Origin of the sequence: Salinigranum halophilum, assembly GCF_007004735.1 — an archaeon.
GTDB classification, from domain to species: domain Archaea; phylum Halobacteriota; class Halobacteria; order Halobacteriales; family Haloferacaceae; genus Salinigranum; species Salinigranum halophilum.
On sequence record NZ_ML660182.1, the window covers coordinates 474307 to 497764 of the forward strand.

Consider the following 23458-nt stretch of genomic DNA (forward strand, 5'->3'; position numbering starts at 1 on the left):
ATGCGCGAGCCGAGGACACACACACGACTACGACCCCGCCGGCCACCCCGACCAGCGACGCGACGGGCCGAGCGCGGCCAGGCCCACACGCTGGAGGCGTTCGCCGCCGCGACCATCCTGCTGGCGAGTATCGTCTTCGCCCTGCAGGTGACGGCCGTGACACCGTTGACCGCCTCGACGTCGAGTCAGCACATCGAGAACCAGCAGGAGGCGGTCGCAACCGGCGTCCTCGCGGCGGCGGCGGAGAACGGGACGCTCGAGCCGACGGTCCTCTACCTGAACAACTCGAGCGGGAGCTTCCACGGCAACACGTTCGAGGGACAGTACGTCTCCGGCGGGCCGCCGACACGGCTCGGTGAGACGCTCAACGCGACGTTCCTCGAGCGGGGAATCGCGTTCAACCTCTACGTCCACCACCGGACGAGCGACCGAACCATCCGGCGTGAGACGGTCGTCAGGATGGGCGGGCCGAGCGACAACGCCATCTCCGCGCGGTGGCGGGTGACGCTGTACGACGACGACGTGCTGTACGCCGCGGACAACACGCCGACGACCCACACGCTGGCGAACTCGACGACGTTCTACGCCGCCGACGTCTCACCGGGCCCGCTGTACAACGTGCTCGAGGTGGAGGTGGTCGTATGGCGGATGTGAGGCGTCCGCCGACTCGCCCGCGGCGACCGCTCGGGGGTGCGACCGGGAGTGACGGCGGGGGCGACGACCGCGGCCAGTTGTTCCTCGTCGGCGCGCTCTCGCTCGCCGTCCTGTTCGTCGGGTTCGCGCTGCTGTTGAACACCGCCATCTACACGGAGAACCTGGCGACGCGGAACACCGACCCGGGGACCGACCCCTCCATCAGCTACCGCGCGGCCGCCGAAGACGCCTCCCGAGAGATTCTGCTCCGCGAGAACCGGAACGGGACCGACCCGACGTGGAGTGAGAACACGCGGTGGTTCGAGTCGAGCATCCACGCGTGGAGTGACACCGCCGGGCTCCACGCCGCGCGACGCGCTCGCGTGGCGTCGGTCACCGTCGATTCGACCAACGGAACGCGGTTCCAACAGACCGACGCCTCGCGGAACCTCACGAACCGCAACTACGTCGAGGACTGGGAACTCGGGAACAACCCGTCGGCGGTTCGGGACGCGAGCCTCACCGTCAGCGCGGACTCGCTCGTCCAGCGGAACCTCACGAACCTCCTGACCGGCACCTACCCGTTCGCAGTCGAGTTCGAGGACACCGACACCGGCGACGAGTGGCACGTGTACGTCTACGACGACTCGGACACCGGGGGAGACGACGTGACGGTCGCCGTCCGCGACGGCATCACCGAACAGGAGTGCACACACGTCGGCCCGGCCGCACGTATCGACCTCTCGAACGGGACCATCAACGGCACCGCGTGCCCGGCGTTCGACCTGCTCGACCTCCCGGACGACGCCGTCGACGACAAGGACATCCGGCTGCGCTTCGAGAACGGCGACCACGCGACCGGGACCTACGACATCAAGGTCGCCGAGGGGGCGGACATCTCGAACAACGTCTACGACAACGAGAACACCGGTGACCACGACAACGGCGCGGCGTTCGCGACGGCCATCATCTACGAAGCCGACATCACCATCTCTTACGAGAGCACGGACGTCTCGTACCAGACGACCGTTCGGCTCGCCCCGGAGGAGATTCGATGAGCCCGGCGCGCCCTCGTCGGCGGTGGTCGCTCGGCCGCGACGACCGCGCGGTCTCGACGACGCTCGGCTACGTCCTCTCGCTCGCCATCGCGAGCCTCCTCGTCTCCGGGCTGATGCTCGCCGGCGGCGGCTACGTCGAGACCGAACGCGAGCAGGTCATCCGCTCCGAACTGGAGGTGGTGGGCCAGACGCTCGTCGCGGACGTCGAGGGTGCCGACCGGCTGGCCGCCGCCATCGACGGGACGGTCAGCGTCCGGTCGGCGCTGCCCCGCCGCGTCGGGAGTTCCGCGTACTCCATCGAGCTCTCCGACCAGGGTGGTGGCGTCACGCTCGTCACGCTCTCGGCGGCCTCCGTCGACGTCTCCGTCTCCCTCCGGCTGGTGACGAACACCCCGCTCGCGGAAGGGAGGGTCGAAGGCGGCGAACTCGTCGTCGTCTACGACGCCGCCGACGCGTCGCCCACACTGGAGGTGCAGACGAGATGATGGCGGGGACCGACCGCGGCGTCAGCGACACGCTCGGCTTCGTGTTCATCTTCGCGCTGGTGATGTCGACGGTCGGGCTCACGTTCACCTTCGGCTACAGCGGCCTCCAGGACACCCGTGACTTCGAGCGGCTCAACAACGCCGAGCGGGCGTTCGACGTGATGGGCGACAACTTCGACGACATGGTCCGGCGCGGCGCGCCGAGCCGCGCGACGGAGGTGAAAGTCGCCGACGCGCAGTTGGCCCTGGCCGACACGACGACGGTGAACGTCACCGTGACGAACGCGACGGGTGCGACACAGAGTGTCCGGTACGACATCCAGCCGGTAGTCTACGAGGCCGGCGACGGCCGTATCGTCTACTCGAACGGCGCGGTCTTCCGCGAGGACCCCGGCGGCGCAGTCGTCGTCAGACACTCGGAGTTCGTCCTCCGAGAAGAGCGCGTCCTGCTTCCCGTCGTGCACACGCGCGGGGCGGGCGAGACGGCGTCGGTCGGCGGGACGACGACGGTCCTCGTTCGCGCGACGAGTCCGGAGGGACAGCGTCAGAGCTTCGGCTTCGACGTGGCCCGCACCGAGCCACAGTCGGCGGTGATGGTGAACGTCACGAGTCCGCGTCCCGCGGCCTGGGAGCGCGAACTCGGCCGATACGACGATGCCAACTGCGACGTGTACGGAGACACCGTCTCCTGTACCGTCTCGAACCCCGACCGGGTGTACCTCCGCGAGATACTGATCGACATCAGCTTCGAGTGAACACATGAACGACACACCTCCCGACCGACGACCGGACCGACAGCACAGTGGTGAACCCCGACGCGCCACGAGCCAGGGGCGGGACCGACAGCGGGGGCGACCCACCGCGGCGGACGCGACTGGGCCGCCGCGCCCACCGGCGCTGTACCGGCTGGTCCGCGACCGGAGCGGCCAGGCGACGACCATCGGCGTCGCGCTCATGCTCGCCATCGCGGCCATCGGTGTCACCGCCGTCGTCGCCCTCGGCGGGACCGCGCTGACCGACTCACAGGAGTCCGTCGACGTGCAGCGCACGGAGCACGCGATGACCCTGCTCGACTCGCGCGGGGCGATGGCGGCCCTCGGCGAGTCCCAGAGTCAGCGGGTCGTCCTCAGCGGGAGCGGCGACGGGAGCTACGAGATCGACGACGACGCCGGGTGGATACGCGTCGTGCACAAGAACTTCACCGACCCCACGCCCTCCGAAGAGACCATCTTCAACCGGTCGCTCGGGACGGTCCGCTACACCCGTGGCGACGCCGTCGTCGCCTATCAGGGCGGCGGCGTCTGGCGGACACAGGACGGCGGGTCGGTGATGATTTCCCCGCCCGAGTTCCACTACCGCGACCAGACGCTGACGATGCCGCTCGTCCGCGTCGCCGGCTCCGGGAGCGCGTCGGGGCGAATCACCGCCGAGGTGTCGCCCGTCTCGACGGGGACGGACGTGAGGCGTATCTTCCCGAACGAGACGGCGAACACGGCGAACGGCCCCGGCGCGCCGTACGACGACGCCGCCGACACCAGCTACGACAATCCCGTGACGAACGGCACCGTCGTGGTCACGGTCCACAGCGAGCACTACCGGGCGTGGGCGACCTACTTCGACGAACGGACCGAAGGCTTCCTCACCGTGGACGATGCGAACCAGACGGCCTCCATCGAACTCCGGACGCTCGCCGGCGCACCGGGGGCGTTCGACATGCCGCGGGTGGGCGAGTCGCTGGAGACGCCGAGCGTGGCCAAACAGCACAACGTCACGCAGTTCGACCTCCAACTCGCCCCGGACACCTCGAACTCGAACGCGTTCAACCAGCTCCACTGGTCGCTGTACTACCAGGGGCCGAGCGGGCAGCAGTTCGAGATACACTTCGCGGGGCAGGGCCGGTGTGACACGGCCACTGCCGCCGGGTTCACGAAGGGGAGCACGGAGCTCAGCGTCTCCCTCTACTACCGCCACAACAGCTCCGCGCCGTCGGAAGAGTGGGAGCGGGTGCTCTCGGACCCGAGCGACCAGAGCAAGGCCATCCACGTCGACTGCAGCAGCGGAGCGCCACGGCTCGATGCCGACCTCACGTCGTCGTCGTTCGACATGGAGTACACGGACATCGACATCAAAGGGAGCGACAACAAGTGGCACTTCGGGAACCAGATCAAAGACCAGGAGGCGCCCGAGGAGCTGACGTTCGACCAGCACGCCGCCGACCACGCCGACGACTACGAGAAGGACGACGACTCCGAGGCGGTCGGATTCCTCATCGACCATTACTTCTCCCGGCTCGGACCGGACTTCCGGCTCACCGTCGACGCCGGCCCCGGCGGGAGTCAGAACCGCGTCAGCGAGGAGGCCTCCTCCGGCGTCCTGCTGTACGACACCATCGACGGCGAGGAGTTCATCCAGTTCCTCCACATCACCGAGAACGAGGTGCGAGTCGAACTGAACGGCTGACGCGCCGCTCGTCGCCCGTGTCAGCCGGAAAATACGAGTCCGAACTCAGTCGTCGTCCTCGTCGCGCATCTCGCCGAGGCGGCTGACGAGGTCGTCCGTCGAGACGTCGGATTCGACGCTGACCTTGCCGTCGTGGTCGTGCTCGTGGACGTTGATGCCGTCCTCCTCGCTGTCGGAGTTGTTCTGTTGCTGACGTTCCTGCTCGGACTCGTCGTAGCTCCCGAAGCCCATACGTCCTGTCGCCGACGCACCCGTAAAAACCCACACGCCTCGAAGGCGGCGTGCGAGCGGTTGTCTCCCCTGTGAGCGGTTGGCTCGGCTCAGCCGAACGCGCCGAGGCTCGACTGCAGGTCGCGGTCGACGCTCCCCGCCCGGAGTTCGTAGCCGACGAGGTCGCGGAGGTCGACCGCGTAGGTGCTGCCGGCGTGGTCGAGGACGAGAATCCGACCCTTGGTCCCCCGGACGGTCCCCGTAGCGATGGTCTCTCTGACGGGGCGCTCGGCGAGGTCGAGGCCGTAGTCGAACGTGAACGTGTCGAGGACGTCGAATCCATCGAGGAGTGACTCCCACGCGCTCTCGTCGAACCGGTCGCCGAGCCCCTCGAGCTTCGTGTCGACCCGGACGAAGTCCGAGAGGTCGGTCGCGAGTTCGGCCTCGAGTTCGCGGGCGATGCGGCCGTTCGAGACCGTGTAGAGGTGTGCCCCCCGGTCGGCACCCTGCTCTCGCAGTCGGGTCTCGAGTCGCCACGCCTTCGTCACACCCACCTTGAACGCGTCCGGCGCGAACGCGGCGAGGTAGACCGCGTGGTCGTCGTAGCAGTCCATCTCGTCTTTGAGACACGTCCCGGTACAGCGTGCACAGACCCACGTCGAGCGGTGGCTGGCGCAGTACGGCGCGTCGGGTTCGTCGCAGGCGACGTGCGACCGCGACGCGCTGCCGTACAGCGTTCCGGCACAGTGACGCTCGTCGAGGGCCCACGAGAGCTCTGCACCCGGGTCCAGCGAGACGGCCTCGACCGTCCCGGACTCGTCGTGTTCCGCGGCAGCACCACGACTCACGAGGAGCGTCCCGGAGACGGTGTCGTAGCCGACGACTTGCACAGGGGGAGAGAGGTGCGAGGCGGTGAAAGGTGTCTCGCTCGCGGCTAGGCCTGTTCGTACTCGGCCCGCAGTTCCTCGTACAGCTGTTCGGCCGCGTTCCGCACAGCCTGGTCGGAGGGGGTGGCGGGCTCCCAGCCAAGCGCCGACACCTTCTCGACCGAGAGGCGCATCCGTGGGACGTCGCCAGTCCAGCCGCGGTCGCCACCGGTGTACTCGTAGTCGGGGTCGAGCCCCATCACGTCGGCGACGATGTCGGCGATTCGCGTCACCGAGGTGGTCGTCCGCGTGCCGAGGTTGTAGGTGTTGACGGGTCGGTCGGCGTGTTCGACGACGTGGCAGATCGCGTCGACGCAGTCGTCGACGTGGAGGTACGACTTCTCCTGACGGCCGTCGCCGAGAATCTCCAGGGTGTCGGGGGTCTCGAGGAGCTTCTCGATGAAGTCGGGGACGACGTTTCCTCGTTGCTTGGGGCCGACGATGTTCGCGAAGCGGAAGACGTAGGCGGTCATCCCGTACGAGTGGCCGTAGGTGGAGACGAGTCCCTCGTCGGCGAGCTTCGACGCGCCGTAGATGGAGATGGGTTCGAGCGGCGCGTAATCTTCGGGCGTCGGCATCGGTGCCTCGCCGTACACCGTCGACGAGGAGGTGAACGCGACGTGGTCGACGCCGACCTCGTCCATCCGTTCGAGGACGTTGTACGTCATCTCGGTGTTCTCCTCGAACAGCTGTCGCGGGTTCCCGTAGTTCGTGTCGGTGTACGCCGCGAGGTGGAACACCATATCGACGTCCGCGGTGACGGCCTCGGCGACGTCGCCGGGGTCGGTCATGTCCGCGGTGACGAACTCGACGCCGTCTGGGACGCGTTCGCGCGTCCCCTTCGAGAGGTCGTCGGCGACGACGACGTCGTTGTCGGGTGCAAGCCGCTTCGCCAGGTGCGAGCCGACGAGTCCGGCCCCGCCTGTGACGACGATTCGCTTGTCGGAGAGGTCCATGTGGCTCACACGTCCAAGCGAACGGATAAGTGCGTTCTGATACCGCGAACCGGTGGTGGTCGCGACGGAAGTGTAATGTGTGTGAACCTCGCAGTGAAGAAAGCATGGCTATCGCGCCGTCGTTCGCGGAGCTCCTCGCCAGCGTCGACGAGCGACGCCGAACGGTGACGGTCTACGCCCCCGCGCTTCCCGACGCCGTCGAACGGCTCTTCGACACGCGACACGTCCGACTCGAACACGAGTTCCTCCCGCGGGGTGCCGGCGAGCCGTTTCTCACCGTCGTCGACGGTGACCGGTACGTCGGGAGCCTCGACCTCCCGGCGGTGTACGATTTCAGCCACCCGAGGATACACGAGGTCGGCTCGCCCGAGTTCGTCGACGCGGCCTACCGGAAGCTCACGTCCCTGTTGCCAGACACCGTCTTCTCCACGCTCGACCGACGACAGCTGCTGGCGACCTCGCGCGAGATCGAAGACCGCGCCTGGCGGGTCGGCACGGGGCGGCTCGACGTGGGCTTCCAGGCGCTCTCGAAGCTCCGGGCGCAGACCGACGTCTACGAGGCGCTCGTCGAGCGCGGGCTCGACGTCCACGTCTACGGCGCGCCCGACTGGACACCGCACTTCGTCGACGACGTGACCGTCCACGGCGACAGCAACGGCGACGGTGGCGATGGCGAACTGGGCGCGGTCTGGTTCATGGCGTACGACGGGGGCGACGACCCGGGACAGGCGTGCGGGCTGGTCGCCGTCGAGCGGTCGGCGGGGTCGTTCGAGGGGTTTTGGACCTACGACCCCGAGACCGTCGAGCAGGTCTTCGCGTCCGCGTCGCGTTTCCCCGCCACGCCCGAAAGCGAACTCCCATAACCTCGGACGGCCGACTCGGCGGTATGTGTGAGAACGCCCCCGCCGAGGTCACGGTCCTCCGACTCGGGCACCGGCCCGGCCGCGACGACAGGATGACGACCCACGTCGCGCTGACGGCCCGCGCGCTCGGTGCCGAGCGCGCGCTCCTCGTCGGCGACACGACGCAGTCGCGAGACACGGTCGAAGACATCACCGCCCGGTTCGGCGGTCCGTTCGCGGTCGAGGTACTCGACGAGTGGCGGCCCGTCCTCCGCGACTGGGACGGGAAGGTAGTCCACCTGACGATGTACGGCGAGCGCGTCCAGGACGTCGAAGACGACGTCAGGGTGGCCTGCGTCGACGGCGGCGAACCGTTGCTCGTCGTCGTCGGGTCGCAGAAGGTCCCGTTCGAGGTGTACGACGCCGCCGACTGGAACGTGGGCGTGACGAACCAGCCCCACTCGGAGGTGGCCGGACTCGCCGTCTTCCTCGACAGGCTGTTCGAGGGACGGGAGCTGTCGAGAGCGTGGGAGAACGCGGAGAAGCGGGTGGTCCCGATGGAGACGGGAAAGCGGGTGGTCGAGGGGGACGCTGCCGGCGGTTCACGCGGCAGCAACGACACCGACGGCGAGTGAGGCGTCCGCTCGCTCGACGGGCGAGACCGTCGTGACGCTCGGTCGACTGGCGCTCACGACTCGGGCGTCCGGTCCGATGTGCCCACCACACATCCGGAACTTTGAAACGACTGAACGGCGGATGTGAGTCCAATGGCTTTTGAGGAGCTGCTGAACGACCCGGTCATCCAGAAGTACCTCCACGAGCTGGTGGGGCCGACGGGGATGCCGGTCGCCGCTGCACCGCCGGACGGGGAGGTGACCGACGAGGAACTGTCTGAGGAGTTGGGGCTCGAACTCAACGACGTGCGCCGCGCGCTCTTCATCCTCTACGAGAACGACCTCGCCTCTTATCGACGAGTCCGCGACGAGGACTCGGGGTGGCTCACCTACCTCTGGACGTTCAAGTACGAGAACATCCCCGAGAACCTCGAAGAGGAGATGTACCGCCTCCTCGACGCGCTCGAAGACAGAGAGGAGTACGAGCGGACCCACGAGTTCTACCTCTGTGAGGTCTGCTCGCTCCGGTTCGAGTTCGGCGAGGCGATGGACTTCGGCTTCGAGTGTCCCGAGTGTGGGTCGCCGCTCGAATCGATGGAGAACGGCCGCCTCGTCGAGGCGATGAACAGACGAATCGAAGAGTTGAGAGACGAACTCAACGTGGACGTCACCGGCTGATGGTCGTCCTCGCAACCAAGTGCTACGTCGAGGGGGACGCCCGCTCTCGTGCGCTCGACGGGATGGAGGCGATGGTCCGCGACGACCTCGGCGACCTCGACGTCGAGTGGACCGTCGGCGTCCGTGACGACGACTTCGTGAGCGTGACCGTCGAGGGCGCGGACGAGACGGTGGCCCGGAACCTGCTCCGCGAGCGGTGGGGCGAGGTGCCGTCGGACGGCCGCCTCGTCGAGGGCGAGACCTACACCGGCACGCTCGAATCGTGGGACGACGAGGGGTTCGTCCTCGACGCTGGGGTGGAGGTGCGCGTGCCCACCGCGGAACTCGGCCTCGGCCGCGGGAGCGCCGCACAGGTCCGCGACCGGTTCGGCCTCGTCCAGCACCTCCCGCTGGAGTTCGTCTACGGCGACCCCGCCCGACTGTCGGACGCCGAGCGTGACCGTCTCTACGACTGGTCGCGCGGCCAGGGTCGCGTCAACGTCAACTCCACGACGAGAGGGGAGGCGCGCGCGACGGTCAATCGCGCCGGCCACGCACAGGACATCGTGACGGTCGAGCGTATCGGACTCCTCGAACAGAGCATCGTCTGTGCGGAGGGAACCGACCCACCCGGACTCCTCGCGAGCATCGGTCGGCACCTTCCCGCGGAATTGAAGTGCGTCATCCCCTAGGGTAGACGGAAACCGATGAACCGTCGCCATCTCCTCGCGCTCGTCTCCCTCGCACTCCTCTCGCTCACCGCCGGCTGTTTCGGCCCCGGTGCGATTTCCTCGGAGCAACTCGACCAGGAACCGGCCGAGCCGTACGAGTGGGACACCACGCGTGACGTCCACATCGCCATCCAGACAGACTCGTCGTTCCGCGGCGTCTACAACGTCTCCGAACGGGACAGCATCGAACTGTTCAGACGCGACGGCTTCGGCGGGCGCAACCCCCTGAACGTCCGTGCCGTTCGGTATCGCTACCCGAACGGTACCGTCCTCACGGGGTCCGAACTCGAAGCGCGCGGGGGGGGCATCGACCGGACGCGGGAGGTCGTCACCGTCACCTTCCCCAACGGCACCACCGAGGGGGGACAGCTGGCGTTCACCGCGGGTGCCACCCCGAAGCGGTTCAGCCTCCCGGTGTTCGTCGAGGGCTCGTACGAGGTGGTGCTCCCGCCGGACCGCCGGGTCGACCTCCCTGTCTTCGGAACGGTTTCGCCGCGCGGGTCCACGGCGGAGACCATCGACGGGCAGACCCACATCCGGTGGGAGGAGGTCACGTCACGGGGCGTCACCGTGCAGTACTACCTCCAGCGTGACATCCCCATCTTCGGGGCTATCGCCGCCGTCTCGCTCATCATCGGCTTCGGCGGGGCCTTCTACTACAAGCGTCAGATCGAGGAACTCCGCGAACTCCGCGAGGAGATGGGACTGGACGTCGAAGTCGAAGAGAAGGACGACGGCCCGCCGCCGGGCATGGGATGAGCGCGGCGGCGGACTGCTGACTCGTCCGTCCGCCGCGGTGGGACGACTCGTCACCTGGACTGGTTCGAACGGAAAGACGGGAGAGACGCGAGCACGAGGGGAGAGACTCCCGCCGCGCGTACCGACGACGTGTGGGGTGGGGGAGGGAGAGAATCGCCGACTGCGGCTCTGCCCGCAGTGGCAGTGGGCCGCAGTGCCGTGTAAAGCTTTGTGAGTATTCGAGTGACACCCCCGTGTCGAGGTGTCGGATCTCCAGCCAGTCGTCCGAGGGGTTTGGATTCGTACATCTGTCAGCGAGTAACTGTCGGTGTCACGGGGAAACTCACAAACTGTTTTGAGACCGTGTTTGAAACGTGGAGGTATGAGACGCAGAGGCACCCGCTCTCCGACCCCTCCGCGGTGTTCGGCCCTCCACGCCGTTAGCATCCCCGCTCCCGACAGCCATGACTGTCGACTCGGATAGCGAGGCGCGCGCGGAGGCAGTCGCACAGCTCACCGAACTGGGTCTCGGGTTGTACGCTGCACGGACGTTCGTCGCACTCACGACTCTCTCGGGAGGGACCGCCGTCGAGGTGAGCCGCGCGGCCGACGTCCCACGGACCCGGGTGTACGACGCCGTCGAGGAGCTGTCGGAGGCCGGCCTGGTCGACATCGACGACACGACGCCGAAACGGTTCACGCCGGTCGGCGTCGCGGAGGCGGCCGACCTGCTCCTCGGCGAGTACGAGACTCGCGTCGAGACGCTGCAGGACGCGCTCACCACGCTCGAAGCCGAACGCGACAGGTCCTGACTTCGGCACCCGCAGAGGAACGTATCGTCTCCCCGACAACCCGGTGACGCGGCCGTCGCCTCGTGCTTTTTACCGTCGGGTTCGTACGCCGGGTATGCGAGTAGCAGTCGTGACCGTCGGGGACGAACTCCTCGCCGGCGACACGGTGAACACGAACGCGACGTGGCTCTGTGAGCGCCTGACTGACCGAGGCGTCCGGGTCGAACGCGTCACGACGGTCCCCGACCGGGTGGCCGACATCGCCCGCGTCGTCAACGAGTACCGCGCGGAGTACGACGCCGTCGTAATCACGGGCGGGCTCGGCCCCACCCACGACGACGTCACGATGGAGGGGGTCGCCGCCGCGGTGGGGCGGACCGTCGAACAGCACGACGAGGCGCTGGAGTGGCTCACGACCCACGGGGGCTATCAGGCCGGTGACCTCGTCGAGGGGACGACCCACCTCCCGAGCGGGGCGCGGATGCTCCCCAACACCGAGGGCGTCGCCCCGGGCGCGGTCGTCGAGTCGGTGTACGTCCTGCCGGGCGTTCCGACGGAGATGAAGGCCATGTTCGAGGCCGTCGAAGCGGAGTTCTCCGGCGAACGGACCTACACCGAAGTCGTCGAGACGCCCGACCCGGAGTCGTCGCTCATTCCGGTGATGGACGAGGTGCAGGCGGAGTTCGCGGTCAGGGTGGGGTCGTACCCCGGTGAGTCCGTCCGCCTGAAGCTCTCCGGTACCAGCGAGGCGGAGGTCGGTGCCGCGGCCGAGTGGCTCCGAGAGCGAGTCAGTCCGATGACGGACGGCGGGTGAGGCCGGTCAGCGACCGAGATAGAGCAACCACGCGATGGTCACGAGCAGGCTCGCGACGAGCACGGCGGTCCCCGTCGCCCCGATGGGCAACGCCTGTTCTGCGGCCTCCTGCAGCACGATTGGGTTCATACTCGAACGCACCTGCCCGCCCCGCATAACCGTGGCGGTTCCGGTGACCGAAGCCGTCGCACACGGTGACGGCTCGGACCCCGCGGCCTTTTGTCCGTCCTCTCTCTACTCTCCTGTATGCGCATCGGCGTCGTCGTCAACCCCATCGCGGGGTTGGGCGGACGAGTAGGACTGAAAGGGACTGACGGGAAGGTCGCAGAGGCACTCGCGCGCGGCGCGGAGCCGCGCGCGCCCGACCGTGCCCGGCGAGCATTCGACGAACTTGCTGCGCGTACGCCCGAGGCGACAGTCCTCACGTGGGGTGGGTCGATGGGCGCTGACGCGGTTCGCGCGGCGGGGTTCGAGCCGACGGTGCTCGGGGCCCCCGCCGGCGAGGAGACGACCGCGCGTGACACCCGGTGTGCCGTTGAGGCGTTCTGTGACGCCGACGTCGACCTCGTGTTGTTCGTCGGCGGCGACGGCACCGCCGCGGACGTGGCGGCGGCGCTTTCGGGCACCGAGACGCCGATGCTCGGCGTCCCCGCGGGGGTCAAGGTGTACTCGTCGGTGTTCGCCGTCTCCCCGGAGGACGCCGCGGTCATCGCGGCGACGTTCACGCGGGTCGAAGAGCGGGAGGTGATGGACATCGACGAGGACGAGTATCGTGAGGGGGAGGTCCACCCCGAACTCCGCGCCGTCGCGTGGGTCCCCGTCGCAGAGGACCTCCAGTCGTCGAAACAGACGGGTGGTGGCTCCGTCGAAGCGCTCGCCGAGGGCGTTGCCGCCAGCGTCCGCGAGGGCGTCACCTACGTCCTCGGCCCGGGCAGCACCGTCGGGGCGGTCAAACGGGCGCTCGGCTTCGAGGGGTCGCCCCTGGGCGTCGACGTCTGGCGGGACGGCGAGGTGCTCGTCCGCGACGGGAGCGAACGGGAGATTCTCGCGGCGCTCGGCGAGGAGAACGTGGTCGTCGTCTCGCCCATCGGCGGCCAGGGGTTCGTCTTCGGTCGTGGGAACCCCCAGCTCTCGCCAGCGGTCATCCGCCACTGCGACGTCCAGATCGTCGCCTCGCGGGCGAAACTCGACGACATCGGCGTCCTCCGGGTCGACACGGACGACCCCGACCTCGACGACGACCTCCGCGGGTGGACACGGGTGCGCGTCGGCCGCGTCGAACAGCGGATGATGCAGATCGTCTGAGTCCGCGAGCGGCTGCCGCGCGGCGGCCGACGAGTACGCCACCCCCACCAGAACGGTCTAGTGAAGTGACTATGTGATTCCCTCTCGCACTGGTTCTCCCTGTAAGATAATGTTGTATAATCGCAATATGGTGAAGATTAAGGTTATTGAAGGGGTATAGGTGGACATATGGAGACGCGGAAGGTTCAGCGGCTCGGTCCGTCGACGCTCGCGATGACGCTCCCGGCGGAATGGGCGAAGGAACACGGTGTCGAGAAAGGTGACGAGGTGTCGTTACGGATGGGTGGCAAAGGAACGCTCACGGTCCTGCCCGAGTCCGCGAACACGGAAGACTCGAAGGCGGTCATCCGCGCGGACAAACTGAACGCGAACGCGCTCGAACGCGCGATCGTGGCGCAGTACGTGCTCGGGCGGCGCATCATCCACATCGAGAAGTCGGAGGGTGCGCTCGACTCCGAGCACATCAACGCGGTGTACAAGGCCGAGACCCAGTTGATGGGCCTCGGTGTCATCGAAGAGACGCCAGAGCGAATCGCCATCCGATGTTCTGTCGACCCCGAGGACTTCACGCTCGACAACCTTCTCGAACGCCTGGAGAACACGGGGAGTACGATGCGCGGCGAGGCGGTCAAGGCGCTCGCACACGGCAACCCCGACCTCGCCCAGCGCGCCCTGAACCGCGAACGGCAGGCGAACAAGATATTCGTCCTCCTGCTCAGACTCATCTTCACGGCGTACCAGAACCCGAGTCTCGCCCGTGCGGTCGGTCTCGAGGAGGGGTTCCCACTCATCGGCTACCGCTCCGTCGCGAAGAACCTCGAACTCACCGCGGACAACGCCGAGGACATCGCCAACATCTGTCTGAACGCCGAGGACCACACCCTCGACGTCGACTCGGCGACGATGCGGCGCATCCGCGAGTTCACCGACCAGGTCGACGACATCACCGCGACGGCGGTGCGCGCCGTCGTCGACCGCGACTACGACCTCACCATCGAGGTCCGCGACCTGTTCCGCGATCTAAAAGACCGCGAACGGGATATCCTCGACGACCTCCCGGAGATGGAGAACCAGAAGCTCCTGCAGGTGCGCGAAGTGCTCGTCAGCCTCCAGCAGACAGCTCAGTACGCGATGCGGAACGCCGAAATCGCGGCGAACCTCGCGCTCAACGAGGAGTCCGAGCACGTCACGCTCATCTGACTCGCGGTCCCGCTCCCAGTCCCAGCCCCGCCCCCTGTGGGCGTTGCTATCTCGCGGCCGTCACGACGACGGTGGCGAGCGTGACGACGGTGGCGGTGAGCAGATAACTCCCAACCGCGAGCGATGCCGGGCGCAACAGGTCGCTCGCGCGTGCCTCGTGGAGGTCGACTGACGTGCGAAACGCCGAGAGGCGGACGACGAGAACGAGCGCCGGGAGGCAGAACGAGAGTGCCGCGAGCACGAGGCCGACGGCGACGGAGCCGACGTCGTCCGGAACCGTTCCCGGGGCGACCGCTCCACCACGCCGCTCGTGGACCCACGCGACGACGCGGAGCGCCGGCGCCGTCCAGAGCCAGGCCCCGAGGACACAGCAGGTCAGGTGGTAGCCGACGACACGCCGGTGGGGGGTGTCGGCCGAGTAGTACGGCCACGTCCACGGTGGGGTGAACCCGACACCCGCCCACCACAGGAGCGGCAGCGTGAGGAGGCCGCTCGCGAGTCCGACGGGCAGCCAGAGACGGACGTCACGGACACCCAAGAGGAGCAGGTCGGGCCCTTCGAGAACGAGCGCGAACGAGACGAGCACCGCACTCGCGTGGAGCGCGCGGACGGTCCAGCGTCTCATCGTTGTTTTACTCTCGGAGTGGCGACGGAAAGCGTGACCGGTGACGGGGATGCGCGGTGTCGAATGAACTAAGTAGGCACTCGCGCTCTCCCAGAGTATGCAAGCGTCTGTCGGTTCGGACAAGGGAATCGGGTTCGCGGTGGTGCTGTCGCTCCTGACGGTCGTCGGTGCCGCGGTGATGCTCGCCGGCCCGGGACAGATGACGAAGGCGTGGGGCTTCGCGCTGGCGATGGTCGCCGCCATGCTCGCCGTCGTCTTCACCCAGCTGTACTGGTGAGCGACGAGGGACTGATTCTCCGGACTGGTAGCCGACAAGCAACCGTTAATAACGTCTGAGCCCAAGGTTCGACGATGACTGAATACACCGAGGAAGAGCAGCGGATCGTCGCCTACCTGCGAGAGAGTGTCTCGTGTGGAGAGCGATACTTCCGTGCCAAGAACATCGCCGAAGCCATCGGACTCTCGGCGAAGCAGGTGGGGGCGCGCCTGCCGACGCTCGCCGAGAAGTCCGAAGAGGTCGAGATCGAAAAGTGGGGCCGAGCGCGGTCGACGACCTGGCGCGTCACCCCCTCCTGACGCCCTCGTCGGACGCACCGCTCGGTGCTGCTTCCTCCGTGTCTTCACGACGATTCCGCGCTTTTTTATCGACGCCGACGGATACTGAGGTATGACAGTCCGTGTCCAGCGGACCTTCGAGTTCGACGCTCCAGGTGAGCGCGTCTGGGAGTTCATCTCCGACCCCGGGAAACGCGCCGAGGCGATAAGCGTCGTCGAACGGTTCGACGTCTCCGACGACGGCAGGCGAGCGACCTGGCACATCGCACTTCCCATCCCCGTGATTAGCCAGACGGCCGAGGTGGAGACCAAAGACATCGTCGTCGAGCCGCCCCGCTACGTCAAGTTCGTCGGCAAGTCGTCGGTGATGCGCGTCACGGGCGAGCACACCATCGAGACGGTCGACGACGACAGCTGTCGGCTCCGGAACGAGTTCGTCGTCGACGGTCGACTCCCCGGGGTCGAGCGGTTCTTCAAGAAGAACCTCGACCGCGAGCTCCGCAACCTCGAACAGGCACTGCGTCGTGACCTCGAACTCACCGCCTGAGATGCAGCTCACACTCGTCCAGCTCGAACAACGGGCCGGAGACGTCGACGGCAACAGGCGGCGGGCGGCCGGCGCCATCGAGCGCGCCGCCTCGCGCGGTGCGGACCTCGTCGCCCTGCCCGAACTGTGGAACGTCGGCTACTTCGCGTTCGACTCGTACGCACGCGAGGCCGAAGGTGTGGAGGGGCCGACCCTCTCGGAGATGAGCGCGCTCGCCGCGGAACACGAGGTCGGCTTGCTCGCAGGGAGCATCGTCGAGGACCTCGCCGCCTCGGCCGAGGTCGGCATCGACGTCCCGGCCGACGAGGGGCTCGCGAACACGGCCGTGTTCTTCGACCGCGACGGGACGCGGCGAGGCATCTACCGCAAACACCACCTCTTCGGCTACGGCTCCGCCGAGACGCGACTGCTCACGCCCGGTGAGCGGCTCCTGACGGTCGACTTCGAGGGGTTCACCCTCGGCTTCACGACGTGTTACGACCTCCGCTTCCCCGAACTCTACCGCGACCTCGCGGCGGCGGGTGCGACGCTCGTCGTCGTTCCGAGCGCGTGGCCGTACCCCAGAGTCGAACACTGGACGACCCTCTCGCGCAGTCGCGCCATCGAGAACCTCTCGTACGTCGCGACGGTCAACGGCTCTGCGACGTTCGACGAGGGGACGCTCCTCGGTCGGTCGACCGTCTACGACCCGTGGGGGACGACCCTCGCGAGCGCCGGCGACGATCCCGCACTCGTCACCGCGGAGGTGACGCCGGACCGGGTCGAGAGCGTCCGAGACGAGTTCCCCGCGTGGGAGGACCGCCGGCGTTGACACCGGCACTGACCGCGCCGAACTCGCCTCGGAACCGACACCCACACGTTCGGCCGCGGTCGGTGGGTTTAACTCGTTGCTCCTCGTAGCCGCTATTGCCAACGGACGACGCTTTTCTCGTCGAAGTTGGCACTCAACAAATCCGCCGCGCCACCGCCACAGTATCGGGGTCTACTGTGGCAACTCGACCCGGACCGTCTGGCCACGTTCCCTGAGCCCGGCAGGGAGTCGGCCGCACATCCGGTTCACTCCACCTCGCCTCCCGTTTCGTTGCGTGTGCTGATTCACTCGCCGAGCGGTGCGTCGTGACCTGTAACACCGCCTCGTGAGTCACCGTCGCCGAGAGGCGCTCGCCTGTCCCGAGCGAGAGCGGTGAACGACACGTCGTGAGAAGAGACCGAGAACCGCGGTAGCGACCACCGATAGCGGACACAGCCGCCCGACGCTCAGTCGTCTTTCGTCTTGATGTCCGCCGAGAGGCCCTGCGCCATCTGGATGTCCTTGGAGTTGTTGAGCGTCCACGCCGTGCGCTCGGTGACGGCCTCGATGATTTCCCGCGCGCTCGGGTAGCCGTTCCCGGACTTCTTCACGCCGCCGAACGGCAGGTGGACCTCGGCACCGATGCAGGGGAGGTTGCCGTAGGCCAGTCCCACCTCGGCGTTGTCACGGTAGTAGTTGATCTGACGGTAGTCCTCGGAGATAATCGCACCCGCGAGGCCGTAGTCGGTGTCGTTGTGGTACTCGACGGCGTCTTCGATGTCACCCGAGTACTTCAGCAGGGCGACGTGCGGCCCGAACACCTCCTCGTGGGTGCAGCGGAGGTCCTCGTCGATGTCGGCCTCGTAGACGAACGGACCGACCCAGTGGCCCTCGGCGTGACCGTCGGGAATCTCGTCGGCCCCCAGTTCCGTCCGGTCGACGAGGACGTTCACGCCCTCCGTCTCCGCGAGTTCGTTGTACTTCGTGACCTTCTCTCTGTGTGCGTCCTCGATGAGCGGCCCCATGAACGTGCTCTCGTCGAGGGGGTCGCCGACGGCGACGTCCGCGGCGATGTCGACGAAGCGCGCTTTGAACTCGTCGTACACCTCCTCGTGGACGATGAGCCGCTCGGAGGAGACACAGCGCTGTCCCGTCGTCTTGAACGAACTCATCACCGCGGAGTGGACGGCCACGTCGAGGTCCGCCTTCTCTGTCACGACGATGCCGTTCTTCCCGCCCATCTCACACGCCGCGAGCTTGCCGGGCTCGCCACCGACCTTCGAGGCCACCTCGTGGCCCACCTCCGCCGAGCCGGTGAAGAGCACCGTGTCGACGCGGGGGTCGTCGACGATCTCCGCGCCGGCGTCGCCGAAGCCCTGGACCATGTTGAACACCCCGTCCGGGATACCGGTGTCGTCGAACATCTCGGCGATGATCTGCGCACACCACGGCGTCTGTTCGGCGGGCTTCCAGACGACGGTGTTCCCCTCGACGAGCGCGACCGCCATGTGCCAGAAGGGGATGGCGACGGGGAAGTTCCACGGGGTGATACAGCCGACCACGCCGCGGGGTTTACGGCGCATGTAGGCGTCCTTGCTCGGAATCTCGCTCGGGATGACGTCGCCCTTCGGGTGCCGGGCGTCGCCGGCGGCCCACTCGACCATGTGATACGCCTCGATGACGTCGGCGCGTCCCTCGGAAATCTCCTTACCGCACTCTTTGGTGACGACCTCCGCCAGCTCCTCGGTCCGCTCGCGGAGTTCGTTGTAGATCTCCCAGAGGTACTCCGCACGGTCGATGTGTGAGAGTTCGCGCCACTCCTCGAACGTCTCCTCGGCGGCCGAAAGCGCCGTGTCGACGTCGTCTTCGGTCCCCTGTCTGAACGTCGCGAGCGTCTCCCCGGTCGCGGGGTTCTCGCTCTCGAACGTCTCCGTCCCGGTTCCCTGGGTCCACTCGCCGTCGATGTAGTGCGCGTAGACGTCGTCTCCTGGCATGGTCGAGAGAACGCGTATCGGTCATTAATATCCGCAACCGTCCATGGAAGGGTCCGCGCGACCGGCCCCTGCGGGGGGTCGACGGCGGCCGTGTTCACTCGATGCGGTGATATCACATGGTAAGTCTCATCACACACGAGCGTCAACGCCCGCCATGAGCAGCGAGACGGTCTCCGGGGGGACGCGGCTGACGCTGGACCTCTGGCATCCGAACTGCTGGGCCATCGAGGCGACGTCGGCGTGTCCGGGGGGAATCCTCGCACACGCCATCTACGACGCACCGGCGGCCGCGGGTGAGACGGTCAACGGCCTGTTCACCGCCTACGGTGAGTCGGCGGACGAGGTCGAGACGCTCCTCGAACACATCCGTGACTCACGCCTCACCGGCGGCGTACAGGAGCTCAAAGCACGCTTCGGTCAGCCCGGACGGGACATCTCGCCGGGGAACGCGGCGCGGGAGTTCTTCCTCGAGTACGACCCGAACGACATGATCTGCCCGAAGCTCGTCCGGGAGGGGTTCGTCCACAGCGCCCCCTGTCGCATCGAAGACGGTCGCGAGTACTGGCAGGTCGTCTACGCGGGCGAACGCGACCGAATCGAACCGAAGCTGGACGTCATCCGCAACGAGGAGGGAGCCGACATCGACGTCGCCCGCATCGCCTCGTCGGGGTCGGCCAGTTCCGAGCGCGCCCGCCGCCTCGACACCCTCACGCCGAGCCAGCGCGAGGTGTTCGACCTCGCGCGCGAACGCGGGTACTACGAGTGGCCCCGCGGCGTCTCGACCCGCGAACTGGCCGACGAACTCGACGTCTCGAAGACGACGCTGCTGGAGCACCTGCGGAAGGCGGAAGCGAAGTTACTGGACCCCTGAGGGGTCGCTTGCGGACCGCCGTGAGACGGGGGCGAATCACTCGTCTGTCGCCGACCGGTGTAGTCGACGAAAGAGCGGGAGGAACACGACCCACAGGAGCACCCCGGCCGCGACGACGAGCGCGACAACGAGCGGAAGACCGGCGAGGCCGAGACGTGAGAGGCCAACAGCGACCACCAGACAGCTGAGCGCGTACGCCGCGACTGCGAGGTACTTCGGCGCGTGTCGCTTCGTCCCCATCGCGTCCGTTGGGTCCATCATCGTTGAGTCGACTCGTGTCGACCGTCTCTCGACGGGACCGAAAACCCACCGAACACGCAAACAGTCGCTGGAGCGGTCAGTTCCCGACTACAGCCCGCAACGCGAACAGTGCGTTCTCCTTTCGCTCCCGAATCCGGCGATAGAAGTACGAGAACCACTTGCTCCCGTAGGGGATGTACTGCCAGACCTCGTACTCGTCTGCCAGGTCGAACTGCGCGCGTTCACGAACACCCATGAGCATCTGCACCTCGAAGTCGGTGCCGTACTCCTCGTGGAGTTCCTCGGCGAACGAGATCATCGCCGGGTCGTGACTCCCGACGGCGACGCCGCCCTCGAACTCGCGGAACATGAGTTCGAGGTACTCCTTGTACATCCGGTCGACCTCGCTCTTCTTCTTGTACGCGAGCTCTTTGGGTTCGTCGTAGGCCCCCTTGACGAGCCTGACCTTGCCGGGGAGCGGCGCCAGTCGCTTCAGGTCCTCGCCCGTGCGTTTGAGGTTCGCCTGGGTACACACGCCGACCATCCCGTCCGTCTCGCGGGCGAGTCGCTCGTAGGCGTCGAGCGTCACGTCCGTGGTCGTGTGGTCCTCCATGTCGACCCAGGTGAACACCCCGTTACGCGACGCGTGGTCGACGATGTGGGCGATGTTCTCCTCGAACACCTCGTCGCCGACGTCGAGACCGATCTGTGAGGGTTTCACGGAGATGCACGCGTCGACACCCGCCGCGTCGATGGCGTCGACGAGGTCGACGTACGCGTCCCTGTCCTCGTCCGCGGGGGGCCGTTCCTGGTAGTGCTCGCCGAGGAGGTTGAGGATGCCCTTGACGCCCCCCTCGTTCAGTTCTCGGACGTGTTCGAGCGCCGTCTCCGGGTCCTCCCCGGCGACGAAATTGCTCGCAATGGGCGGAATCATACCCCACTGTATCGACTGGCTCCTCTAAAGGGGGGACCCTACCATACAATCCACCACCGAACGGTCCGTAAATAATCAGCTCGGGTGGTTCCGTGACCGAAGAGTGGGCGAATCCGGGAGACCCCTACCATGGGCGGTTTCATCTATAAGGATAGGCTGTGGATAGCTCGTGATAGTTCGCCATGAAACCGACTCGCATGCGAAACTGGACGCGCAGAGACCTCGTCAAACTCTCCGGCCTCGTCGGCCTCACTGGCCTCGCCGGCTGTGCGGGAACCACGGATGACGGAGGAAGCGAGGGCAGCGGCGATGGTGGCAGTGGAGACGGTGGCGGCGATGGCGGCTCCGACGACGGCAGCTCCGAGGAGACCGAAGCCGAAACCGAGGCCGAAACCGAGAGCGGGGGGTCGGAGAGTGGCCCCTACACCATCGGGATGGTCGACTCGCTGACCGGGTCGCTGTCCGCCTTCGGTGAGCGCAACCAGCGCGGGAAAGACCTCGCGCTCGCGGCGGTCAACGAGGTCGGTATCGACGGCCGGGAACTGGCAATCACCGTCGAGGACTCCGAGAGTCAACCACAGGGTGGCGTCTCTGCCGCCCAGAAGCTGGTCAACCAGGACGAGGTGCCGTTCCTCATCGGTGCGGTGGGTTCCGGTGTCTCGCTCGCCATCTACGAGTCCGTCATCCAGGGGACCGACGTGGTCCAACTGAGTCAGAACTCCACGGGACTGAGCCTCACCGACTTCCCCGGCCTCCTGCGGATGTCGCCGACCGGCCGCACGCAGTCTACCGCCCTGTCGAACATCATCTCCGACGACGGCTACGACTCGGTCGCACTCACCTACGTCAACAACGACTACGGACAGAGTCTGGCCGACGCCTTCGTCGAGGCGTTCGAGGGCGAAATCGCCTACAACAACCCACACGACCAGGAACAGCAGTCGTACTCCAGTGTGGTCTCCGAGATGAACAGCGCCGGCGCCGACGCGTGGCTGTTCATCACCTATCAGGCGGAGTTCGCGACGATGGTCAACGAGGCATTCTCCTCGGGCTACGAGGCCCAGTTCTACGGTGCCGACTCGGTCTCCGGGGACAACGTCCTCGAGAACACCCCGGAGGGCAGCACCGACGGCATGAAGATCGTCGTGCCGTCGGCACCCGTCGAGGAGGAGAACTACCAGCAGTTCGCCGCGGAGTTCGAGGAGGCCTACGGCGAGCAGCCGACCTCGTGGTCGGCCTACGCGTACGACTGTGTCATCAACGCCGCGCTGGCCATCCAGGCCGCCGACGAGTTCACCGGTGCGGCCCTGCAGGAGACGGTCCGTGAGGTGTCGCGTCCGGAGGGTGAGCAGGTCACGTCCTTCGAAGCCGCGAGCCAGATTCTCGCAGACGGCGGCGGCCCGAGCGACGTCGACTACCAGGGCGTCAGCGGCCCCATCGACTTCAACGAGGACGGTGACCCCGTGGGCTTCCTGCAGATTCAGACGGTCCAAGACCACGAGTACGTCGGCACCGGCTTCATCGAGTCCTGACCGGGTCATGGTACTCGACTACCTCGCAAGCGGTCTCGTGTTCAGTAGCATCATCGTCCTGGGGAGCATCGGGCTCTCGCTAATCTACAGCATCGCGAACTTCGCGAACTTCGCTCACGGCGACACGATGACCGTCGGCGCCTACGCCGCGCTCGTGACGTTCGGGGCGACCGGCGGACTCGGAGCCGGCCTCCTGGGCCTGCCGCTCGGGTTCTTCGTCGCGCTGGTGGTCGGTATCGTCGCGGCGGCCGTCGTCGCCGTCCTCACGGAGAAGGTAGTCTACGACGGCATGGACGCCGGCTCCATCGAACTGCTCATCACGTCTATCGGTATCGCCTTCGTCTACCGGGCCATCATCCAGATGGGCTTCGGCGCGGACTTCACGCGCTACGACGTCCAGACGCTGCGCCCCATCGAGGCGCTGTTGCCCTACGGTATCCGCGTCACGCAACACGACGTGGCCATCGTCGTCACGGCGTTCGTCCTCGTCGGGGGGCTGCACACGCTGTTGCAGTACAGCGACCTCGGGCGCAAGATGCGGGCGATGGCGGACAACCCCGACCTCGCGCGCGTCAGCGGCATCCGGACCGACCGCGTGAAACTCTGGACGTGGATTATCGGTGCCGGCCTCGCCGGCTCCGGTGGTGTGTTCCTCGGACTGTACAACCAGCTCTCGCCGCGCATGGGGTTCAACCTCCTGCTTCTCATCTTCGCCGCGGTCATCCTCGGCGGCATCGGCTCCGTCTACGGGGCGATGCTCGGCGGCTTCCTCATCGGGATGATAAACCAGTTGACGCCCGTGCTGGGACAGCTGGGCGAACTCCTGCCGCTCGTGCCGGACACGTTCGCCATCCCCATCGGCATCGAGTACGCCAACGCCATCGCGTTCGTCATCATGGTCGCGGTCCTGCTCATCAGGCCGCGCGGCATCGCCGGGGAGGGCGCCTGAG

The 23458-nt window shown here is 67.1% G+C and carries 29 protein-coding genes; 21 read left to right on the top strand and 8 right to left on the bottom strand.

Annotated features, from left to right (window positions below):
- Genes E6N53_RS02475 through E6N53_RS02495 form a run of 5 tightly spaced genes read left to right on the top strand, consistent with a single transcriptional unit; the run spans position 1 to position 4636 of the window.
- Entirely contained in the window at positions 1-654 is a 654-nt protein-coding gene (locus E6N53_RS02475; RefSeq protein ID WP_236642295.1) for a DUF7288 family protein, read from the top strand.
- Positions 642-1691 carry a DUF7261 family protein gene (locus E6N53_RS02480; protein ID WP_142856629.1) on the top strand — a complete coding sequence of 350 codons (1050 nt, stop codon included), beginning with the start codon at positions 642-644 and terminating at the stop codon, positions 1689-1691. Before E6N53_RS02475 ends, E6N53_RS02480 begins: the two co-directional genes overlap by 13 nt.
- On the top strand, positions 1688-2176 hold the full coding sequence (locus tag E6N53_RS02485) for a DUF7266 family protein (RefSeq protein ID WP_142856631.1): 489 nt from the start codon (positions 1688-1690) through the stop codon (positions 2174-2176). Before E6N53_RS02480 ends, E6N53_RS02485 begins: the two co-directional genes overlap by 4 nt.
- A complete protein-coding gene (locus tag E6N53_RS02490; RefSeq protein WP_142856633.1) occupies positions 2173-2931 on the top strand; it encodes a DUF7289 family protein in 759 nt (252 codons plus the stop codon). Before E6N53_RS02485 ends, E6N53_RS02490 begins: the two co-directional genes overlap by 4 nt.
- A gap of 4 nt (positions 2932-2935) precedes the next feature.
- Positions 2936-4636, top strand: coding sequence for a DUF7289 family protein (locus tag E6N53_RS02495; protein WP_236642296.1), 1701 nt, complete (start codon positions 2936-2938; stop codon positions 4634-4636).
- Positions 4637-4681: 45 nt separating this feature from the next.
- On the opposite strand, the gene E6N53_RS02500 is transcribed toward E6N53_RS02495, so the two are convergent.
- The 3 genes from E6N53_RS02500 to E6N53_RS02510 all read right to left on the bottom strand — a co-directional run bounded on the left by E6N53_RS02500 (position 4682) and on the right by E6N53_RS02510 (position 6728).
- Positions 4682-4867, bottom strand: a complete 186-nt coding sequence (locus E6N53_RS02500; RefSeq protein ID WP_136588860.1) for a DUF5786 family protein — start codon at positions 4865-4867, stop codon at positions 4682-4684.
- An 89-nt stretch (positions 4868-4956) separates the two neighbouring features.
- The gene (locus E6N53_RS02505) at positions 4957-5736 is read right to left on the bottom strand and encodes a DUF2797 domain-containing protein (RefSeq protein WP_142856635.1); all 780 of its coding nucleotides are present in this window, start codon (positions 5734-5736) and stop codon (positions 4957-4959) included.
- Between the two features lie 44 nt (positions 5737-5780).
- Complete coding sequence (locus E6N53_RS02510) at positions 5781-6728, bottom strand: NAD-dependent epimerase/dehydratase family protein (RefSeq protein ID WP_142856637.1); 948 nt, start codon at positions 6726-6728, stop codon at positions 5781-5783.
- A gap of 104 nt (positions 6729-6832) precedes the next feature.
- Here E6N53_RS02510 and E6N53_RS02515 point away from each other — a divergent pair, with 104 nt between their 5' ends.
- The 7 genes from E6N53_RS02515 (at position 6833) to E6N53_RS02545 (ending at position 11915) form a co-directional block, all read left to right on the top strand.
- Positions 6833-7591 carry a DICT sensory domain-containing protein gene (locus E6N53_RS02515; RefSeq protein ID WP_142856639.1) on the top strand — a complete coding sequence of 253 codons (759 nt, stop codon included), beginning with the start codon at positions 6833-6835 and terminating at the stop codon, positions 7589-7591.
- A gap of 23 nt (positions 7592-7614) precedes the next feature.
- Positions 7615-8205, top strand: a complete 591-nt coding sequence (locus E6N53_RS02520) for a tRNA (cytidine(56)-2'-O)-methyltransferase (protein ID WP_142856641.1) — start codon at positions 7615-7617, stop codon at positions 8203-8205.
- 132 nt (positions 8206-8337) lie between these two features.
- Positions 8338-8862, top strand: a complete 525-nt coding sequence (locus E6N53_RS02525) for a transcription factor (protein ID WP_136588865.1) — start codon at positions 8338-8340, stop codon at positions 8860-8862.
- Positions 8862-9533, top strand: a complete 672-nt coding sequence (locus tag E6N53_RS02530; protein ID WP_136588866.1) for a DUF2110 family protein — start codon at positions 8862-8864, stop codon at positions 9531-9533. Before E6N53_RS02525 ends, E6N53_RS02530 begins: the two co-directional genes overlap by 1 nt.
- Positions 9534-9548: 15 nt before the next feature.
- Entirely contained in the window at positions 9549-10331 is a 783-nt protein-coding gene (locus E6N53_RS02535) for a DUF5803 family protein (RefSeq protein WP_142856643.1), read from the top strand.
- A 443-nt stretch (positions 10332-10774) separates the two neighbouring features.
- Complete coding sequence (locus E6N53_RS02540; RefSeq protein WP_142856645.1) at positions 10775-11122, top strand: TrmB family transcriptional regulator; 348 nt, start codon at positions 10775-10777, stop codon at positions 11120-11122.
- Between the two features lie 94 nt (positions 11123-11216).
- Positions 11217-11915, top strand: a complete 699-nt coding sequence (locus E6N53_RS02545) for a competence/damage-inducible protein A (protein ID WP_142856647.1) — start codon at positions 11217-11219, stop codon at positions 11913-11915.
- A 6-nt stretch (positions 11916-11921) separates the two neighbouring features.
- On the opposite strand, the gene E6N53_RS21390 is transcribed toward E6N53_RS02545, so the two are convergent.
- Positions 11922-12044 carry a hypothetical protein gene (locus tag E6N53_RS21390; protein WP_269090087.1) on the bottom strand — a complete coding sequence of 41 codons (123 nt, stop codon included), beginning with the start codon at positions 12042-12044 and terminating at the stop codon, positions 11922-11924.
- A gap of 117 nt (positions 12045-12161) precedes the next feature.
- On the opposite strand from E6N53_RS21390, the gene E6N53_RS02550 reads away from it, so the two are divergent.
- Entirely contained in the window at positions 12162-13220 is a 1059-nt protein-coding gene (locus E6N53_RS02550; protein ID WP_142856649.1) for an ATP-NAD kinase family protein, read from the top strand.
- 168 nt (positions 13221-13388) lie between these two features.
- Entirely contained in the window at positions 13389-14420 is a 1032-nt protein-coding gene (locus E6N53_RS02555) for a phosphate signaling complex PhoU family protein (protein ID WP_136588871.1), read from the top strand.
- 46 nt (positions 14421-14466) lie between these two features.
- Here E6N53_RS02555 and E6N53_RS02560 read toward each other — a convergent pair whose 3' ends face one another.
- Positions 14467-15045, bottom strand: coding sequence for a hypothetical protein (locus tag E6N53_RS02560; RefSeq protein ID WP_142856651.1), 579 nt, complete (start codon positions 15043-15045; stop codon positions 14467-14469).
- A 97-nt stretch (positions 15046-15142) separates the two neighbouring features.
- Here E6N53_RS02560 and E6N53_RS02565 point away from each other — a divergent pair, with 97 nt between their 5' ends.
- The 4 genes from E6N53_RS02565 to E6N53_RS02580 all read left to right on the top strand — a co-directional run bounded on the left by E6N53_RS02565 (position 15143) and on the right by E6N53_RS02580 (position 16958).
- Positions 15143-15322, top strand: coding sequence for a DUF7525 family protein (locus E6N53_RS02565; protein ID WP_142856653.1), 180 nt, complete (start codon positions 15143-15145; stop codon positions 15320-15322).
- A gap of 74 nt (positions 15323-15396) precedes the next feature.
- Positions 15397-15621, top strand: coding sequence for a DUF7123 family protein (locus tag E6N53_RS02570; RefSeq protein ID WP_136588874.1), 225 nt, complete (start codon positions 15397-15399; stop codon positions 15619-15621).
- A gap of 91 nt (positions 15622-15712) precedes the next feature.
- Positions 15713-16147, top strand: a complete 435-nt coding sequence (locus tag E6N53_RS02575; protein WP_136588875.1) for an SRPBCC family protein — start codon at positions 15713-15715, stop codon at positions 16145-16147.
- Between the two features lies 1 nt (position 16148).
- Entirely contained in the window at positions 16149-16958 is an 810-nt protein-coding gene (locus E6N53_RS02580; protein WP_142856655.1) for a carbon-nitrogen family hydrolase, read from the top strand.
- A gap of 446 nt (positions 16959-17404) precedes the next feature.
- On the opposite strand, the gene E6N53_RS02585 is transcribed toward E6N53_RS02580, so the two are convergent.
- A complete protein-coding gene (locus E6N53_RS02585; protein WP_142856657.1) occupies positions 17405-18931 on the bottom strand; it encodes an aldehyde dehydrogenase family protein in 1527 nt (508 codons plus the stop codon).
- Positions 18932-19085: 154 nt separating this feature from the next.
- On the opposite strand from E6N53_RS02585, the gene E6N53_RS02590 reads away from it, so the two are divergent.
- A complete protein-coding gene (locus tag E6N53_RS02590) occupies positions 19086-19802 on the top strand; it encodes a helix-turn-helix domain-containing protein (RefSeq protein ID WP_142856659.1) in 717 nt (238 codons plus the stop codon).
- Between the two features lie 36 nt (positions 19803-19838).
- On the opposite strand, the gene E6N53_RS02595 is transcribed toward E6N53_RS02590, so the two are convergent.
- Together E6N53_RS02595 and E6N53_RS02600 are read right to left on the bottom strand one after the other, a co-directional pair.
- On the bottom strand, positions 19839-20063 hold the full coding sequence (locus tag E6N53_RS02595) for a hypothetical protein (protein ID WP_142856661.1): 225 nt from the start codon (positions 20061-20063) through the stop codon (positions 19839-19841).
- Between the two features lie 76 nt (positions 20064-20139).
- Complete coding sequence (locus tag E6N53_RS02600) at positions 20140-20976, bottom strand: proline dehydrogenase family protein (RefSeq protein WP_142856663.1); 837 nt, start codon at positions 20974-20976, stop codon at positions 20140-20142.
- A 182-nt stretch (positions 20977-21158) separates the two neighbouring features.
- Here E6N53_RS02600 and E6N53_RS02605 point away from each other — a divergent pair, with 182 nt between their 5' ends.
- Both E6N53_RS02605 and E6N53_RS02610 read left to right on the top strand, forming a co-directional pair.
- A complete protein-coding gene (locus E6N53_RS02605; protein ID WP_142856665.1) occupies positions 21159-22508 on the top strand; it encodes an ABC transporter substrate-binding protein in 1350 nt (449 codons plus the stop codon).
- A 7-nt stretch (positions 22509-22515) separates the two neighbouring features.
- Entirely contained in the window at positions 22516-23457 is a 942-nt protein-coding gene (locus tag E6N53_RS02610) for a branched-chain amino acid ABC transporter permease (protein WP_142856667.1), read from the top strand.
- Position 23458 lies beyond the last annotated feature (1 nt).

Coding starts and splice junctions, on each gene's coding strand:
- E6N53_RS02475 (WP_236642295.1), top strand. CDS start 1: ATGCGCGAGCCGAGGACACACACACGACTACGACCCCGCCGGCCACCC.
- E6N53_RS02480 (WP_142856629.1), top strand. CDS start 642: ATGGCGGATGTGAGGCGTCCGCCGACTCGCCCGCGGCGACCGCTCGGG.
- E6N53_RS02485 (WP_142856631.1), top strand. CDS start 1,688: ATGAGCCCGGCGCGCCCTCGTCGGCGGTGGTCGCTCGGCCGCGACGAC.
- E6N53_RS02490 (WP_142856633.1), top strand. CDS start 2,173: ATGATGGCGGGGACCGACCGCGGCGTCAGCGACACGCTCGGCTTCGTG.
- E6N53_RS02495 (WP_236642296.1), top strand. CDS start 2,936: ATGAACGACACACCTCCCGACCGACGACCGGACCGACAGCACAGTGGT.
- E6N53_RS02500 (WP_136588860.1), bottom strand. CDS start 4,867: ATGGGCTTCGGGAGCTACGACGAGTCCGAGCAGGAACGTCAGCAACAG.
- E6N53_RS02510 (WP_142856637.1), bottom strand. CDS start 6,728: ATGGACCTCTCCGACAAGCGAATCGTCGTCACAGGCGGGGCCGGACTC.
- E6N53_RS02515 (WP_142856639.1), top strand. CDS start 6,833: ATGGCTATCGCGCCGTCGTTCGCGGAGCTCCTCGCCAGCGTCGACGAG.
- E6N53_RS02520 (WP_142856641.1), top strand. CDS start 7,615: ATGTGTGAGAACGCCCCCGCCGAGGTCACGGTCCTCCGACTCGGGCAC.
- E6N53_RS02525 (WP_136588865.1), top strand. CDS start 8,338: ATGGCTTTTGAGGAGCTGCTGAACGACCCGGTCATCCAGAAGTACCTC.
- E6N53_RS02530 (WP_136588866.1), top strand. CDS start 8,862: ATGGTCGTCCTCGCAACCAAGTGCTACGTCGAGGGGGACGCCCGCTCT.
- E6N53_RS02535 (WP_142856643.1), top strand. CDS start 9,549: ATGAACCGTCGCCATCTCCTCGCGCTCGTCTCCCTCGCACTCCTCTCG.
- E6N53_RS02540 (WP_142856645.1), top strand. CDS start 10,775: ATGACTGTCGACTCGGATAGCGAGGCGCGCGCGGAGGCAGTCGCACAG.
- E6N53_RS02545 (WP_142856647.1), top strand. CDS start 11,217: ATGCGAGTAGCAGTCGTGACCGTCGGGGACGAACTCCTCGCCGGCGAC.
- E6N53_RS21390 (WP_269090087.1), bottom strand. CDS start 12,044: ATGAACCCAATCGTGCTGCAGGAGGCCGCAGAACAGGCGTTGCCCATC.
- E6N53_RS02550 (WP_142856649.1), top strand. CDS start 12,162: ATGCGCATCGGCGTCGTCGTCAACCCCATCGCGGGGTTGGGCGGACGA.
- E6N53_RS02555 (WP_136588871.1), top strand. CDS start 13,389: ATGGAGACGCGGAAGGTTCAGCGGCTCGGTCCGTCGACGCTCGCGATG.
- E6N53_RS02560 (WP_142856651.1), bottom strand. CDS start 15,045: ATGAGACGCTGGACCGTCCGCGCGCTCCACGCGAGTGCGGTGCTCGTC.
- E6N53_RS02565 (WP_142856653.1), top strand. CDS start 15,143: ATGCAAGCGTCTGTCGGTTCGGACAAGGGAATCGGGTTCGCGGTGGTG.
- E6N53_RS02570 (WP_136588874.1), top strand. CDS start 15,397: ATGACTGAATACACCGAGGAAGAGCAGCGGATCGTCGCCTACCTGCGA.
- E6N53_RS02575 (WP_136588875.1), top strand. CDS start 15,713: ATGACAGTCCGTGTCCAGCGGACCTTCGAGTTCGACGCTCCAGGTGAG.
- E6N53_RS02580 (WP_142856655.1), top strand. CDS start 16,149: ATGCAGCTCACACTCGTCCAGCTCGAACAACGGGCCGGAGACGTCGAC.
- E6N53_RS02585 (WP_142856657.1), bottom strand. CDS start 18,931: ATGCCAGGAGACGACGTCTACGCGCACTACATCGACGGCGAGTGGACC.
- E6N53_RS02590 (WP_142856659.1), top strand. CDS start 19,086: ATGAGCAGCGAGACGGTCTCCGGGGGGACGCGGCTGACGCTGGACCTC.
- E6N53_RS02595 (WP_142856661.1), bottom strand. CDS start 20,063: ATGATGGACCCAACGGACGCGATGGGGACGAAGCGACACGCGCCGAAG.
- E6N53_RS02600 (WP_142856663.1), bottom strand. CDS start 20,976: ATGATTCCGCCCATTGCGAGCAATTTCGTCGCCGGGGAGGACCCGGAG.
- E6N53_RS02605 (WP_142856665.1), top strand. CDS start 21,159: ATGAAACCGACTCGCATGCGAAACTGGACGCGCAGAGACCTCGTCAAA.
- E6N53_RS02610 (WP_142856667.1), top strand. CDS start 22,516: ATGGTACTCGACTACCTCGCAAGCGGTCTCGTGTTCAGTAGCATCATC.